The organism is Bacteroides propionicigenes (assembly GCF_018390535.1).
In the GTDB taxonomy this organism is placed as follows: Bacteria; Bacteroidota; Bacteroidia; order Bacteroidales; family Bacteroidaceae; genus Bacteroides; species Bacteroides propionicigenes.
The window spans coordinates 321,289-335,687 of the sequence record NZ_JAHBBW010000001.1; the positions used below are offsets into that span (position 1 = coordinate 321,289).

A 14,399-nucleotide genomic window follows, 5' to 3' on the forward strand; every position below is an offset into this window, starting at 1 on the left:
TTGATTGTTATTGTTTTACATGAAGGTTCAATATCCGCCCGGCCTCGTTGACCTTTTGGGCGAACGGCAGGGATTTTCCGATACCGCTGGCGTTCCAATCCCGACAGTACGCCTCGATAGCTTCCTGATGGCTGCACCGCAATTCCCGCTTGTAGAGTTTCAGGGCTTCTTTCTCCGCCCGCTCGGTGGTGTAGGTCATGTAACACTCTCTTGGTTCTTCCACGCCGTACACGCCGCTGGTCGTCCCCCGGCGGATGAACACCTCTCGGAAGAAGCTGCGCCCTTCCTTGTTTTCCAGCCGGTTGATGGTGAATATCTTTTTGCAGTCCACGTCGGTAAGTCCGAGAATAGCCTTGATTTCATCGAACCGCTCGCGGAACTTGCTCTGGTCAAGCAGCATCACCACGTCGGAGTTGTTGATGATGGCTTCCTTGACGATAGGGCTGCCGATGATGTCCTGTATCTCCTGCGTCACCACGCCGACCGAGGCCCAGAACTTACGGGCCGTCTTGTACATAAACTTGATGTATTCGGCCATGAGCGGGCTGGCAATGGCCTTCCACGCTTCCTCTATGACCAGGACTTTGCGGTTCTTCTTGATACGCATCTTCTGTAAGAATACATCCATGATAATCAGTGTGACAAGAGGGAACAGGAGAGGATCATCCTTTATACTGTCAATTTCGAAGACGATGAACGTCTCATCGAACAATGAACTGTCCATGTTCTCGTTCAGCGTCTTTTCATGATTGCCGCCCCGATAGAAGTCCTTCATCATGTAACGGTACGTCGATATGTCGATGCCCGAAATATGGTTTTCGGCACAGATGTCGGGGATGCGCTGCACGGAAAATTCATAGAACGAGTTGAACGACAGCTCTTCCACTTTCAACTCCTTACGGCGGCGTTCCATCTCGTCGATCATGCGCTCGATACGCCCGGTCCGCTCTCCTTCGTCCTCGTCCTGCTTCTCGGCATGGTTACGGTCGTCGATGAGCAGCCCCTTACGCAAATCCTCCCGTTGCAGGGGTGTGAAGCCGTCGAACCCATTGAAATAAGTGTCGTAATACTCCGTGATGACCTGTTCTATCAGGCGGTCCTCTGTCTTTGTGACCGTACCCTGCGAGCCTTTCCAGATGAGCAGCACGAGGTTTTTCAGGAAGCCCGTCTTCTCCACATTCATTTCCGCCCGATTGATGCGGAATGGGTTCATCGTAATCGGTCTTTCCTCGGTATAGGAAATGTACTTGCCGCCGAGGTATTCGCAAAGTCCCTCGTAGCTGTTACCCGTATCGACCATCACCACGTCCGTTCCTTGCTCGTACAACTGGCGCACGACAGAGTTCATGTGGAAGCTCTTGCCGCTGCCCGAAGGACCGAGACAGAAAAAGTTCGAGTTGTCCGTCAGCTTGTTTTTCCCCTCCTTTCCCGTGATGTCGATAGCCACCGGCACGCCTTGGCGGTCTGTGTAGTAGATTTTCAGCGGTGTCTCCTCGCTGTGCTGTATGTGCTCCTTATACATCAGACACATCGCCGCGTCACCCAGCGTCAGGAAGCGGTCATAGTCCTCGTTCATGCCGTAACAGTTACCCGGAAACGAGTTCACGAACAGTTCCAGTTGGTTGTACGCCCTTTTGGAAATATGGATACCCATACGTCCGAAAGCATTCTCCAAGTGGTTCGTGCATTTTTGCAGGTCCGTATCGGCCGGTACGGCGACGATCAGGTTGAAATGGGTGTACACGAGCTGCTTGCTTTCCCGCGCGATGACCTCCTGCACCCGCTTGATGTCCTCCACGGCCATCTGGTTGCTCGGATTGGGAATACTGGCGTGCCGGTTCTTCTTTTTGTCCAGCAGGGCCAGTTCCCTTTTCTGGTTGGGCAGGAAGACAATCTGGTTATAGACGACCGTCTCCGCATTCGGAATGTTGTCGATGGCAGCCAGCAGGTCCACGGGCATATCCGTGTTATTGACCTCTATATTGGTGTAAGGCCGTATCAGTGAGGGCAGTGCGGCACAGTCCACATCGACAAGGCTATATACCTTGCAGCGTTTGTCGCCCATCGAGACCGTTTCGTCGTCCGCCTTGAAGTTGGTCATCGACACGATCCGCTCCTTGAAGTTCATGGCGAAATAGCGGTCCACGTATTCGCTCGCTTCGGCTTTGTTCAGGAACCTGGCCTGTACCCCGGCATCGTGCAGCTGGTCATGCACTTTGCGTATCTTGACCAGAAAGTCGCGCCACTTCTTGTTGTCGAACGAGAACAGGCGGCTCTTCTTCGCCTCCTGCGTGATGGTCAGGTAACACACGCTGTCCGTATAGTTACGCCCCTTGAAGTAACGGAAGTAGGCCGATGAGAGGAACTCGTGTTTGTCCCCCGTCTCGTTCTCGAACTGTTTCCGGATGAAGATGTCCTGTTTGTGCAGGGCATATCCTTCGCCGAGCGTCTGCGCGAGGGCGGTGAAAAGGTGCGTGAACTCGTAGTAGCTGTCGATGTTCGCACAGTATTTCTGCACGGGATTCTCTATTTTCAGGATGGCTGAATATTCGCCCGTCTTGGTGTACAGCACGCCCACGCCGTTCGTATCTTCCACAGAAAAATAGATGTCCTGAAAGATACGCTTACGCTTGCCTCCGGTACCGAACGCATAGACCGACAGGGCCATGCCGGCACACAAGGCGATAAAAAGTAGAATGATGTACAAGGTCATTTCAAAATACAATAAAAAAGGCCGGTCCACCCGGATTTCAGGCGGCCGGCCCGCGTTCAACATTCAACAAGACCACACGTTGCCCGTGATGGTTTTTCTTTTCTTCTCACAGTTTCTTCGAGTGGGCGTAGATATACACTCCGCGACCGTCTTTCTTGGTATGCAGCCCTTTCCGCTGTTTGAGCATGATAAGCGCAATACCCGTCGAGACGACCGCAACCAGCACGACCAGTCCGGCCACGAAACCCACGAGGCAGTAGGCGATGATAAATCCGACGATGGCTCCGCCGGCAACGCCCGCCGCCCAGTAGATGTAGCGTCCCTGAATACCCATGAACTCCAAAGGCCGTTGCAGGCCCTTGAACAGCGGGTAGTCGGGATAGCGTTCGTCCTTGCCTTTCATCGTGCGGGAGGGTTATGCGCCGATACCGAAGAACATCGGAAGTGCTTGTGCGGCAGCGATTAAGAAAATACATGCGCCAACGATCATCATAATCTTTTTCTTCACGTCCTGTTCCTCGTTGTTCATGGCGATGTACACCGAGATAGCGCCTACGATAGCCACTACACCGGCAATGGCGTAACACAGTTTGACCATGACGGGGACGTACTTGGCGATTTCCTCCGTCACGGTCGCCAGTGCGGTCGTACCGGCGGAGTAATCGCCTGCGGAGTTTTGGGCCATGACGGCCGTCGTGCCACACAGCAACATCAGTGTGAGCATCTGTACCTTTTTAGCAGAAAACATTCTTTTCATTTGTCTTTTTGTTTTTTGAAACATGATTATTTATTTTAGGGTAAGTATTGCAGTTCTTTCGAATCGTTATGGCGGCACCTCATTCCTGCATCCCGTTTCTATATGCGATAGCCGAAAAAGGCAGGAAAGACAAGGAAGGCACCGATCAGGAACAGGCACGCGCCCACAAGCGTTACGACGGACTTGGTAATACCGTCCTCGCCCGTGTTCATCTTTACGTAAATCTGGAATCCGGACACAATCACACAAATCCCGGCGATGGCACAACAGAGAGCTTGGACGTAGAACATCATCGTTACCACGTAGTCGTGCATCGTCGCCAGCGCATCCGCCCCCCAACTGTAATTCACGCTGCCACTTTTCGCCAGAGCCGAACAGGGGATGATGGAACAAAGCGCACATAGTATCTTCTTCGTTTTCGACATCTTACAGCTTATCTTTGACCGGTCTCCATTTCAGGCTGGGACGGTTGTCCAAGCGTCCTTTGGAAATCATTGCCTTATACATCTCTTCGTCGGTAAAGCCGTCGGACAGGTAGGGTGCGACCTTTTCCATCTGTGCCTCTGCCTTGGCTTTCAGCCGTTCGAGCCGATCCTTGGCTGTTCCATCTTTTTTCCCGGTGTCGCCGTTTTGGGCGGCAGGCGAAGCGGCAGGTACAGTCTCCGTGCCGTATGTTTCATTTCCGATTTTGAACCCGGTCTCGTTCTCCGAAACCTCGACACTCTCTTCCGTGGAATCCATCGGACCGAGGTCGAAAACTTCCTCGTCAGTCTTCTCCGTTCCCTTCTTTCCATACAGGTCACGGATGATATTGACCGCGAAATAGACGATGTACAGCACCGTCAGTACAAGGGCGAATATAAAGTATGAACCCATCTGTTTTTAAGTATGAAATTAAACTTTAATTGAACTTTGAAAGTACGGTTGCAAAGAAAAATATTATATTTGATGTAACAAAAACTCTTTATATCAAACAGTATTTTATTACATAGAAATAAGTTTGAAACACTAAAATTGAACTTTAATTTCATACTTTGAGGTATCGAAGCAGAAAAATCGGGCATAAAAAAAGCCCTCCGGGAGGAGAGCTTTCAAGGGAAAGGGTAACGATGATGCCTTACCGTTTCTTTCCGCGTAGGTAATCGTTCAGGTCCTTGTATTCGCGATAACGGGGTGCTTCGTTGCGTACACGCCCGCCATACATGCCGGCGATGGTCTCTTCCGTTTTCTGCCCTGCGAGATCATTGTCGAGATAACAGTGGATTTCCTCGTACACCTGCAAGTGTTCCAATGCTTTTTTCAGGTTGTTCACCGAGTTCATCACGAGGTAATCACAAGGTGCGTCGATGCAGACCGTATCATCACCCGCCTGTTTCAGCGTCAGGTAAGAGAGAAAATCCATGAAGCCCTCGAACACGCAAACACGGTTCTGTGTTTCACCATGAGATTGCCTGATGACAGAGATGTCCTTACACCGGATACAGCCCTTATAATAAGGATTGCGCACCTCGTACCCGCCCGCCGCGTTGCCGAAGGCAAGAGCGAAGTAGCGCCGTTTACGTAATTCATAATGGACCTCCCGGCAGAACATGCGGCCGATGTCCCCGTCGATTCCACGGGAATGAAGGTACGAGAGTAGCGCATGGTGCTGCAACGGCACGACGAGCACGTCCTTCATGTCAGCTTCGACGGGACGGGGTGTTGTCCCCGGAATCCGCACTCTTTGTATCGGGGCAGCATTTTCATGTCTCCCGATACAGGCAAGCACTTCGCTCACGCTGTTCGTCCGGTACAGGTATTTGCCCAGTTCCACAAGGTCGCCGCCCGTCGCTGCGCCAAAGTCATACCATTCGTTGAGCCGGTCGTTGACCTTGAACGACGGAGTGCGTTCATCGCGCAGCGGTGACAGATACCAGTATTGTTTTGATATCACACTCTGGGGATGGTAGCCGAGACTGGCGAGATAGTCCACGATACGCAGTTGTTTTGCTTCCGCTATGGTCATGTCATTTTCTTTTCACTTGTTTTCAAAAAACAGTTTACTTTGGTTTTTCTCCTATATATACCCGGACCAAAGTAAACTAAATTATTTTTCACCTTCCGCTTCCTCGCATTCTTCGTCGAAAAGCAGGGCTTCGGTCGGGGTCACATCGTAATAAAAGAGCTTGTCCCGTTTGACGATCAGCTTCAGGTTTTCCGTCAGGTATTGCAGCAGTTTTATCATGACGCTGCGTCCCCGTTTGAACCCGATAGCCTCATAGGAAGCCATGAGGGCCTGCAGCACGTTCTCGAAACCTTTGATGGGCCTGTCCCCGAAAGCGGCGGAAAGTGCCTCCCGGTGCTGTTCGATGGACAAATCCATGAAGCTGCTCCGGGCTTTCGGTCTTACACTGCCGTCAAACGAATAGTTATCCACCATGACCGGCAACCCTTCGTCATCAACGGAAAAGGCGAACGGTTTGAACTCCTTCTCGCGGATATGCAGCGCATGAACTTCACTGATAACGGGATTCTCCGCACTTTTGGTGATGACCAGCACCGTTTCCGCCTTATTGCTCATTTCCGTACCGATATGCCCGCGCACATTGTTGTCGCCCTTGTTCAGGTGTAGCACACAATGGATGTGCAGGTCGTATTTCGACGACCACTCCATCATCTTGTTGATGACCTCCACCGATTCGCTGGTGCTGTTGATGTCGAGCATCAGGTCGCGGATGCCGTCTATGATGACCAGCCCATACCCCTTGTTCTGACGCAGGGCATAGTCGATAACCCCGATACGGACGGCAGGAGTGTATTCCCGCAGGCAAATGAAATCGAGATTCTCGTTGTCCGTCGTGGTGGGCAGCCCCGCCAGGCGGAGAATGCGTTCCAACACGTTGTGGCAATGGAAACGGCTCTGTTCAGTGTCCACGTACAGAATCCTGCGTTTGCCTTCGGGCAGGTGCGCCCGATAGTTCAAGACCTGCCGGCCCGCCAGCGACGCGGCGACGATGGCCGAGACGTTGAACGTCTTTTTCGCCTTCGCCTTACCCGTCGAAGCGCTGAAATTACCGAGCGTCGCTATGGTGGAGTTGTCAATCCATATAATCTGGGGCGGAGTCTCGTAGGTGTCCGTGGCCTTTATTTGCGATGCCGTGAGGATATCCGACAGGCGGTTCTCGTCCAGCTCCGCCCACGAGTTACGGTCAGTTCTTTTTTCGTTTTCCATAGCGCTTCTGGTTAAAGAACGGTTGGGTTGCGGACACTTCCGTCGCCATACGCATGGCATCGTCCACCGTAGGTTCGTAGTTTTGCAAGAGCCACGCGTCCAGCTCTTCCTTCGCAAAGTAGAGCATCTTGCCGCGAGGCTTGTAGTGCGGGATTTCCTTGTTCGATGTGAGTTTGTACAACATACTTTCGGACACGCCGATATACATGCACGCCTCTTGAAAAGTGAAGACCTTCTTGGTCGTGTAAATGGTATTTTCCAGCAAAGCCACACGCTCCAACAGACCTTCCACCGGTTCCAACTTCTTGAGAACCGCTTCTATGGCGGTCAGCCGTTCGCTCAACCGCTCCATGAATGTTGTTCTGTTTTGCATAAAATACATGTTAAAATTAGACAATGGAGAGTTACCTCCGTTATGCAGCGCGCTAACGGAGGTCAAAGTTATGTGATGTGAACCGGACAGCCGGAAATACCGGCGTGATACTATGCACGTATCACGGCAATTGTCACTGTTTTATCTTTCACATACTTGGCTTTTTGGCACTTCGTGTTATATTTTCAGTCGGCTGACGGCTTTTCGTATGCCGAGGTTTGCCGATGTAATGTTGTTCCTCGCCGCAGACAGGGCGGACGAGAGGCTTGAAGCGGTAACGTATCTTGTGCCGTCTTTGGACAACAGGAACCGCCCCTTGTCGAGAACCGACTGCCAGTGAGGCAGGATGAAGGTGTTTTCGAGCAACGCGTCGAACAGGACCGCCACATGGCGGATATTGTTCACACGTATGCAGAAGCCCTTCTTGCAGGCAAAAAGCGCTTCCATGTCCTCGATGCGGAGTGTGGAAACGCAAAACAGATGATAAGCGTTGGCGCAAGCCACAATACCTGTCATCTGTTCACGGGAAAAATTACAACCGAAGGAGAGAGGTGGATCGTTTCTGGAATCTTCTATACGTGAAGAGCCGAACCATACTCCGGCAATGTCGTACTTTCGTTTCAAGGCCATGCACTCCTCGAAAGAAAATGTTTCTGCGGTAAAGAGGCTTTTGACGAGACTTGTGCAATCGATCAACAGCCCTCTGATGATATGGATGTTCATTTCATGGCAATTCCTGCAAACCGCACTGTTGCAGTCGATGTACCGGTGACTGTTTATAAAGTCATCCACATAGCGGCCATACCGTTTGCCGCCTGCCATGACGTCTTGAAGATAAAGCTCCCTCGCTTCGGAGAGCAATTCGTAAAATTCTTCCGCTACATCCTGTTCCGTAGCGAAGTGGTGCAGATGTGGTCTCCCTTCAAAAAAAGAGAGGACCTGTTGTTTTGTCCTTTCATGTCGAATTGTTTTTATGGGTTTATACTTATTATAATAGTGGCATTACTTCGACTATTTGAAAAGTCGGAGAAAAGCCGGAAATATTTACCTGTAAATTGAATTTGACATGTATAACTACATCAGTCGAATAGCCCGTTGACCAAATTGACTGCTTCGTCTTTTTTCTGGTTGATGATTTTGGCGTACACCTGTGTCATTCTCACGGAGGTATGACCAAGCAGCTTCGATACGGTATAGAGATCCGCACCGAGCGTCAGCATCATGGTCGCGAATGTGTGCCGGGCCGTGTGAAAAGTAAAACGCTTGGTGATTCCGGCCGCTTCGGCCCACGGCTTGAGATACTGGTTGATGTTTGAAGGCAAGCTGAACACATGGTCATCCGCCGCCTTGTCCTCACGCTCCGGCATCCACTTCAACGCCTCGTTGGAGAGTGGCAGGTAAATCGGTTCTTTGGTCTTCTGCATAGCCACCGCCAGACGGTATTGGCCGTTATCGACAAAGACATTCTTCCATTTCAGGCCGACAATATCGCTGATACGCAGTCCGCAGAAGCAGGAAAACAGATAGGCGTTTTTAACCCTCCCATCCTGTACCGGAGTGGCAATCAACGCCCGTACCTCTTCGATGGTCATATAGGACCGCACGCTCTCCGGCATTTTGGGCTTCTCCGATTTTTCCATTTCATTAAACGGATTTCTCAACAACCGTTTAGCCCGGACGGCAGCGTTCAGGGCACCGTTGAATATCTGATAATAGGTATTGCGTGTAGATGCTGCTATCGGCTTTCCTTTAGGGCGGAAGGTCGTCAGCATGTAGTCGATATAGCCTTGGCAAAAAGCGAGGTCAACCCGATCCAACAAAAACCTTTCCCCTGCATATTCTTTCAGGATATGGGTAACGGCCTTGATTTGACCGATGCCTTTCTTGTCGCGTTTCTCTTGGTACTCCAAATAGGTTTGCATCCAGTCCAGCAGATAAACCTTATCTGTATGGTTCACGATACCGGCTTCGCCGCTGGTCAGTTCGATAATGCGTTTCGACTTGATGGCATTCGCAGCGGCCATTGTTATTTCATTCTGCCGACGGGTATTGTTGTCCGTTCCCGGGATAAGATACAGCTTCAGGTACTCATATGTCCGCTTGCCATTGCGGTATATATCCAGATACAGACTTTTGCTGCCATCGGACAAATCCTTCATCCGAAGACGGATGGGCTCTTTTACTTTTTTAGGCTTCTTTATTCGTGGCATAATCGTATTCTTTCATTCGTTCTTTTTCGTATGCAAATGTACGAATTAAAACCGAAATCAAGAAACAAACAAGGAACAAAAATGTACCCAAAAAGAACTAATTAACAGAAAATAGCGAAAACAACTGAAAGAAACGATTTCTTTATAAATGTCTGATATAAAGCCTATTTACTTGTACTTATTTGGATTTTATTTTCATCTTTAATATGTCTGTTTGTTTATTGGTAATATTCCGCGATCATCTTGGCACAGTGGCTCGCCTTGTTGTCGGGATGGTCTTCATAATTCGGGTCTATCATGCGCATGTCGAGTGCCATTTTCCGGGCATAGTCCGTGGCGATAAGCATCTTCGCCTTTTCTTCCGTTTCCGAAAGCGGCAGCCTGCCCAACAGGGTGGCATCGCCCGTCTTGGCGAACTGCATCAGCTTCTGAATGAAGTCCTCCTGCTCCGGCGTGGGCGGTATGTGGTGCAGTATCTCGTTCTTGGCGGGGCGGTCAACGCCCACATCCTCCGCCGTTCGGTAGTCCGTAATCTCATTATAGAAGGCGGCAAGCTCCGGCACTTTGATGAAGTATCGGAAACGCTCCTTCTGCACCACGTTGTTCGTCACGTTGAACTCAAAATCCGTCGTCTTCTTGGCGAATATCGCCGCCCAAGCGTCGAAACACCGGATATCCTGCCGTTCCAGCTCCTTCGGGCGCAGGTACTTGAACAGCAGATACAATTCAGTCAGCGAGTTGCTGATGGTCGTGCCGGAGAGGAACGTAGCTCCCAAATCTTTGCCCGTGCGCTCCTGTATGGTGCGTATGGCAAAGAGCATGTTCAACGCCTTCTGGCTTCCCTCGCTGTTTCCCAGCCCCGCCACACGGTCGTGTCGTGTATTGAAAGTCAGATTTTTGAACTGGTGGCTCTCATCTATGAAGATGTGGTCGATGCCCATCTGCTTGAAATCCACCACGTCGTCCGTGCGTGACTTTATGGCGTGTTCCACCTTCTCCAGCTTCGCTTCAAGGTTGTGCTTGCGCTTCTCCAATCCTTTCAGCATCGCCCGCGACACGTTCTTTCCCTGCTGGCGCAGCACTTCGAGGTTTTCCTCCACCGTGTCAAGCTCCGCTTGCAGGATGCGCTGCTGCAACTCCGGCGACTGCGGTATCTTGCCGAACTGGTCGTGCGACATGATGACACAATCGTAGTCGTTGTTCTTGATATTGTTGAAGAAACGCACGCGGTTGGCGGTCGAAAAGTCCTTTTCCGAAGCGTACAGAATACGTGCGTTGGGATATGCCGCCTGATAGGTGGCGGCAATCTCCGCGACATTGGCTTTCAGCCCGATAATCATCGGCTTGTGCGCCAGATTCAGACGCTTCATTTCATGTGCGGCGATACACATAATCAGCGTCTTGCCGGTTCCCACCTCATGGTCACAAATTCCGCCGCCGTTCTGTTTCAGCATCCAGACACAATCCATCTGCGAGGGATAGACGCTCCTGATGCCCCGGCTTGCCAAGCCTTTCAGATTGAGGTCGGGGAAAGTCTGGTGCGAGCCGTCATACTTCGGGCGCACGAAACAGTTGAACTTGCGGTTATACATCGTCGTCAGCCGCTCCTTGAACTGTGGCGACTGCTCTTCGAGCCATTCGGAGAATCCGTTTCGTATCTCGTCAATCTTGGCGTTGGCGAGCTGTATTCCCTCGCTGTCGCGCACCTTGATGTCGTTGCCATGCTCGTCCTTGCCGATGGACTTCATCATGTCGGGGCAGGTGTTGTGCAGGGCGTGTTTCAGAAGGTGCATACCGTCATAGTTCCGGTAATACCCCTTCACCAGAAACTCGTCCGTGATTTTCATGGTGCGGTAGCCGCACGCCACCGAAAACTCGTCCATGCTGGCGGAGTAGGCGATTTTCACCTCTGTGTCAAACAGCCGGCTCATGTAGGCGGCATAGACACCCGTCGGAATCCAGCGTTCCCCGAAATTGAAGTCCAGATCCTCGAAGGCGATGCGCGGCGGTTCGGCTTCTTTCAGAGCCTCCAACGCCTGCTTCACCTCCGGCATACGTTCACTTTCGGGGTTTTCGCCCATCCAAGCCTCTATGCGTTCCGCCTTCTCTATCACGTTTCCGGCAATAAAGCGGTCCTTAATCTCGTAACCGGTTACGAGCGGATTGTAATAGATACGTTCTTGCAGGGCTGTGAGCAACTCCTCCGCCGTGCTGTCGGTTATCTCCCGCATATAGTCGAGATTGACCGTGCCATATTTGTTGAGCGACGCGGACAAGGCTTCTTCGGGAGAGCCTACGTTGGCATGGCTCTCCACGGAGAAGGAAACAGGACGATCGAAGATGTCCGCCTTGACAAACTTCCCGTTCTCCGCCCGTTCCAGCGAAAGGATGTCACGCCCTCCCGCGTCCATCATCACCAGCTTCACGTTCTGCTTGGCGTTGAGGTTGCCGTAACGCATGACGAACTCATCGTAACAGGTGTTCAGATGCTCACGCCACTGGACATTTGCTTCGTGTAGGTTCGATTCATAGCGGTACAGCCGCTCGTAGGCGTCACGGAGTAAAACATACTGTAACGCCTTCTCCTTCTGGTAGCCTTTCAGGTCGAGCGGCTGGAATGTGGCCCCGTAAGGCGTGATGTCCTTCAGATAGCCGATGTTGCGGCGCGCCCTGTCAGCCACCAGCGAGCCTTCGCGCAGGTGCATCTCCGGCGTGCGGTGGTAGGCACGCGGAGAAAGGTCCACGACTTCCTCCTTCGGCTTTTCCGCTTCGATGTCGGGGAAAAGTGAAGTCGCCACCGCTTCCACTTGAGCATCGGTAGCAGCAGGCGTGGCGGCAACTTTCGGCTGTGTTTCCTCCTGTCGTGGTTGCTCTCGGGAAGTTTCCGGCACAGCTTTCACTTCCGTCTTTTCCGCCGCCACTTGTTTCTCGTTATGCTGTCTTGCCAGCTCCCGAAGTTCCTTCCTGCGTTCCGGCGTCAAACCCATCATCATTTCATAGAAGCCGTTGATGGGAGGATTGGTATCCCAGTCCAACGTGGCATAGATGTCGTCAGGGTCGGCAGGCTTGGCGGCATTGTCCGTTTTCGCCTCCTTGTTTTCCGTAACATTCTGTGTGGTCTGCGGCTTGGACGGAATGCGCCTTGTCGGGCTTTCCTTTTTCGCCGCCTTTTTCTTTTTGGCGGTTTTCGGTTGTTGACTGACTTCTTCCGTCATCCCCCAGAGGTCGAGCAAGGATAGCTGCACACCGTCAGAATATTTCGGACGTGGCTCTATCTCCGGTTTTTCCTCAACGGGTTGCGGTTTTTCTGTCGGAGTTTCCACCGTCTGCGCCGAAGATACCGTTTCCAATTTTATAGCAGGACGCTCTACCTCCTTTTGAACGGTAACTTTTTCTTCCGTTCCCGACTGCCGGATTGTTCCCGAATACAGACGCATGGCGAGCCTGTAATGGAAATCCTCGTCAAGCATACGGCGCAAGTCCCCGGATATGCCTGCGGTCTTGCCCTCGTGCAGATAGACCATAGCGGGTTTCCCGTAGGGGTCGGTGTCAAGTTTCGCCGTCGTATGCACGATGCGTTCCGGGTGGTGGATGAAATAGGCGTTGTCCGTCAGGTCGGTTTTCGTATCCGTCTGTATCACGGTCATCAGCCGTTCGTCCTGCGACATTTCCTTCTTGTTCAGGTGCTTTTGCAGGACAATCAGGTCGCTGCCCACCTCCGTGCCCGCGTTGTCCGTGAACAGGTTGTTGGGCAGGCGTACCGCGGATACCAGATTAGCCTGCCGGAAAAGTTCGTTACGCACGGAGGTCTTGGTGCTGTTCAATACCCCCTGCGAGGTGATAAACGCCACGATACCGCCGTCACGCACGGTATCAAGCCCTTTGAGGAAAAAATAGTTGTGTATGGCGTTCTGGGCGGAGCGTCTGCCGAAGGAATCGCTACGCTGAAACTCCGCGTCGAACACGGCGATGTCACCGAACGGGATGTTAGATACCGCCAAGTCGAAATAATTGTTGAAAGGCTTTTCAATTTTCTCAAAACCGCAGGTGCGCATTTTATGGTCTGGATATAGATGCCGCAGGATTGTCCCCGTGAGCAGATCCTTCTCGAAAGCCATCACATCCGCATCGGGGCTGTGCCGCAGCACGGAATCCACGAACACGCCTACACCTGCCGACGGTTCGAGCATACGGGCGGGGCGGACGCTGTAATCCGCCAGCATGTCCGCGAGGGTGTCAGTTATCTCTTTTGGGGTGTAGAAAGCGGTCAGCACGGATGCTTTCAGCGAATCCACAAACCGCTTGTATTCCGTTTCGTCCTTGCTGTTCTCACGGATGAGCCTGTGCAACTCCACCGTCGGGGCGAACAGTTCGAGGTCGGATTTCGCCCACCGGACGGCATCCGTCAGTTCCTTGGCAGGGTTCAGGATACATTTCAGACCGCCGAAACCGCAGTACCTTTGAAGTATGGCACGCTCTTCGGTTGTCGCCGCTCTCTGTTCCCTGTCAAGGATGAATGCCGTCCGTATCGCCTCGATGTTGTCCCGTAGTTTCTGTTTGCGGTTAAACGCCATATTCCCCGATGTAAAGGACGGTTGCCCCCGTCAGCTCCGTATAGAGCAGGTCGTAATCGGAAGACAGGGCGAAGTTGTCGTCCGAAAGGTCATAGACGGAGAACACGTTGCCGACAAGCGGCAGGAGTTTATGGATAAAGGCTTCTTGTTTCTCTTCCGGCACTTCGTTGGCAAACTCGTTCTCCACGACTTCGTGGAGCATGGCGTACCGGGAATAGTGCAACCCGCGCAGCAGTGTTTCCATCGCCAGTTCCTGCGCACCGTCGGTGGGATAGCCTTCAATCCGCGCCTTTTCATACGTTTCGGCGGCACGATCGGCGCGTTCCCGTATGAAAGCGGTGTCGGTAGCCTGTTCAAACTTGTTCGTGCGGAGGTAGTCCATCAGGTACAGACCGTAATAGGAAAAGTCGGACTGCCCTTCGTTGTTCTTCTTGTTGTTCATTACTTTGGAGTTTAGTGGATTGATATTTAACGGGATAATCGGTTGGAAAAAAGGAAGAAAAAGGCACTCGGTATCCCTCCGAGTGCCGCCACTAAATCCAAAGTATGAGTGTAATCCGG

The 14,399-nt window shown here is 51.9% G+C and carries 11 protein-coding genes and 1 pseudogene; all 12 read right to left on the reverse strand.

Features of this window, described 5'->3' with window-relative positions; translation table 11 throughout:
• Window positions 1–7: 7 nt before the first annotated feature.
• Complete coding sequence (locus KG118_RS01515; protein WP_080783882.1) at window positions 8–2,713, reverse strand: TraG/VirB4 family ATPase; 2,706 nt, start codon at window positions 2,711–2,713, stop codon at window positions 8–10.
• Between the two features lie 106 nt (window positions 2,714–2,819).
• Window positions 2,820–3,116: a DUF4133 domain-containing protein gene (locus tag KG118_RS01520; protein WP_007569249.1), complete on the reverse strand. Its 297-nt coding sequence runs from the start codon at window positions 3,114–3,116 to the stop codon at window positions 2,820–2,822.
• Window positions 3,117–3,128: 12 nt separating this feature from the next.
• Complete coding sequence (locus KG118_RS01525; RefSeq protein WP_007569248.1) at window positions 3,129–3,494, reverse strand: DUF4134 domain-containing protein; 366 nt, start codon at window positions 3,492–3,494, stop codon at window positions 3,129–3,131.
• 74 nt (window positions 3,495–3,568) lie between these two features.
• Window positions 3,569–3,895: a DUF4134 domain-containing protein gene (locus KG118_RS01530; RefSeq protein WP_004289321.1), complete on the reverse strand. Its 327-nt coding sequence runs from the start codon at window positions 3,893–3,895 to the stop codon at window positions 3,569–3,571.
• A gap of 1 nt (window position 3,896) precedes the next feature.
• Window positions 3,897–4,346 (reverse strand): hypothetical protein, encoded by a 450-nt coding sequence (locus KG118_RS01535; protein WP_007569247.1) that lies wholly within the window; start codon window positions 4,344–4,346, stop codon window positions 3,897–3,899.
• A 241-nt stretch (window positions 4,347–4,587) separates the two neighbouring features.
• Window positions 4,588–5,475, reverse strand: a complete 888-nt coding sequence (locus tag KG118_RS01540) for a toprim domain-containing protein (protein ID WP_007569241.1) — start codon at window positions 5,473–5,475, stop codon at window positions 4,588–4,590.
• Window positions 5,476–5,556: 81 nt separating this feature from the next.
• A complete protein-coding gene (locus tag KG118_RS01545; protein ID WP_007569240.1) occupies window positions 5,557–6,681 on the reverse strand; it encodes an AAA family ATPase in 1,125 nt (374 codons plus the stop codon).
• Complete coding sequence (locus KG118_RS01550) at window positions 6,659–7,033, reverse strand: helix-turn-helix domain-containing protein (protein WP_004294465.1); 375 nt, start codon at window positions 7,031–7,033, stop codon at window positions 6,659–6,661. The genes KG118_RS01545 and KG118_RS01550 overlap by 23 nt, the downstream gene beginning before the upstream one ends.
• 198 nt (window positions 7,034–7,231) lie before the next feature.
• The gene (locus tag KG118_RS01555) at window positions 7,232–7,876 is read right to left on the reverse strand and encodes a hypothetical protein (RefSeq protein WP_044301893.1); all 645 of its coding nucleotides are present in this window, start codon (window positions 7,874–7,876) and stop codon (window positions 7,232–7,234) included.
• Window positions 7,877–8,133: 257 nt separating this feature from the next.
• The gene (locus KG118_RS01560; protein ID WP_007569236.1) at window positions 8,134–9,264 is read right to left on the reverse strand and encodes a site-specific integrase; all 1,131 of its coding nucleotides are present in this window, start codon (window positions 9,262–9,264) and stop codon (window positions 8,134–8,136) included.
• 221 nt (window positions 9,265–9,485) lie between these two features.
• Window positions 9,486–13,838, reverse strand: a pseudogene (locus tag KG118_RS01565) (N-6 DNA methylase); the annotation flags it as partial.
• Window positions 13,828–14,280, reverse strand: coding sequence for a DUF1896 domain-containing protein (locus KG118_RS01570; RefSeq protein ID WP_004371702.1), 453 nt, complete (start codon window positions 14,278–14,280; stop codon window positions 13,828–13,830). The pseudogene KG118_RS01565 and the gene KG118_RS01570, both read right to left, overlap by 11 nt.
• Between the last annotated feature and the right edge of the window lie 119 nt (window positions 14,281–14,399).